General features: G+C 62.3%; 1 pseudogene. It reads left to right on the forward strand.

What is annotated here, in order from left to right:
• Positions 1–1,611: pseudogene (gene dnaE2 / locus EOA22_RS32915) on the forward strand (error-prone DNA polymerase); the annotation flags it as partial.

A 1,611-nucleotide genomic window follows, 5' to 3' on the forward strand; every position in this document is an offset into this window, starting at 1 on the left:
GGGGTCGGCCGCCAACAGCGCCGTCTGTTATGTCCTGGGCATCACGTCGATCGATCCCGACCGCAACGATCTTCTGTTCGAACGCTTCGTCTCGGAAGAGCGCCGCGAGCCACCCGACATCGATGTCGACTTCGAACATGATCGGCGAGAAATCGTCATGCAGTGGGTGTTCGACACCTACGGCCGTGAACACGCGGCTTTGTGCTCTACCGTCATTCGCTATCGCTCCAAAGGCGCCCTGCGCGATGTCGGAAAGGCGCTCGGGCTGCCTGAAGACCTGATCAAGATGCTGTCGTCGCAGGTGTGGGGCTGGTCGGACGAAGGCGTCCAACCCAAGCACGCCGAGGAGCTGAACCTCAATCTCGGCGATCGCCGGCTGCGTCTGGCGCTTGATCTGGCCAGGCAGTTGATCGGCGCGCCGCGGCATTTGTCGCAACATCCCGGTGGTTTCGTCCTGACCCGCGATCGGCTGGACGATCTGGTGCCGATCGAGCCAGCCGCGATGAAGGATCGTCAGGTCATCGAATGGGACAAGGACGACATCGATGCGCTGAAGTTCATGAAGGTCGACGTGTTGGCGCTCGGCATGCTGTCCTGCATGAAGCGTGGCTTCGATCTCCTGTCGCAACACAAGGGCATCACGCTCGATCTCGCAACGATCCCGGCAGAGGATCCGCGCACCTACGCCATGATCCGCAAGGCCGATACGCTGGGCACCTTCCAGATCGAATCCCGCGCCCAAATGTCGATGCTGCCGCGCATCAAGCCGCGGACCTTTTATGACCTGGTGATCGAGGTAGCGATCGTGCGGCCAGGGCCGATCCAGGGCGACATGGTGCATCCCTATCTGCGCCGGCGTGAAGGCAAGGAAGAGGTGGTCTATCCCAAGCCTGAGCTCGAAAAGGTGCTCGGAAAAACGCTGGGCGTGCCGCTGTTCCAGGAACAGGCAATGCGGGTGGCGATCGAATGCGCCGGCTTCACGCCAGGCGAGGCCGATCAGCTGCGCCGCGCCATGGCGACCTTCAAACACACTGGTGGCGTCTCCAGCTTCGGCGCCAAGCTGATCGGCGGCATGGTGAAAAACGGCTATGAGCGCGAGTTCGCCGAAAAGACCTTCAAGCAGCTGGAAGGCTTCGGCAGCTACGGCTTTCCCGAAAGCCATGCCGCGAGCTTCGCGCTGATCGCCTACGCCTCCTCTTGGATGAAATGCCATCACCCCGATGTCTTCTGCGCCGCTCTCCTCAATGCTCAGCCGATGGGCTTCTACGCGCCGGCGCAGATCGTTCGCGATGCCCGCGACCATGGCGTCGAGGTGCGTCCAGTCTGCGTCAACGCTTCACGCTGGGACTGTACGCTGGAGCCCACTGAGCACGAAGAAGATCGGTTTGCCGTTCGCCTCGGCATGCGGATGGTCCGCAGCCTGGCCAATGCCGATGCGGCGACCATTGTCACCACACGAGCCGATCAACCGTTTGTGTCCGTAGACGACCTCTGGCATCGAGCCGGTGTTCCCGCCGCCTCGCTGGTTGAACTCGCCCAGGCCGACGCGTTTCAGCCTTCATTGTCGTTGGCGAGGCGGGAGGCGCTGTGGGGGATCCAAGCCCTTCTCGA

It is taken from the genome of Mesorhizobium sp. M7A.F.Ca.US.014.04.1.1 (assembly GCF_003998745.1).
In the GTDB taxonomy this organism is placed as follows: domain Bacteria; phylum Pseudomonadota; class Alphaproteobacteria; order Rhizobiales; family Rhizobiaceae; genus Mesorhizobium; species Mesorhizobium ciceri.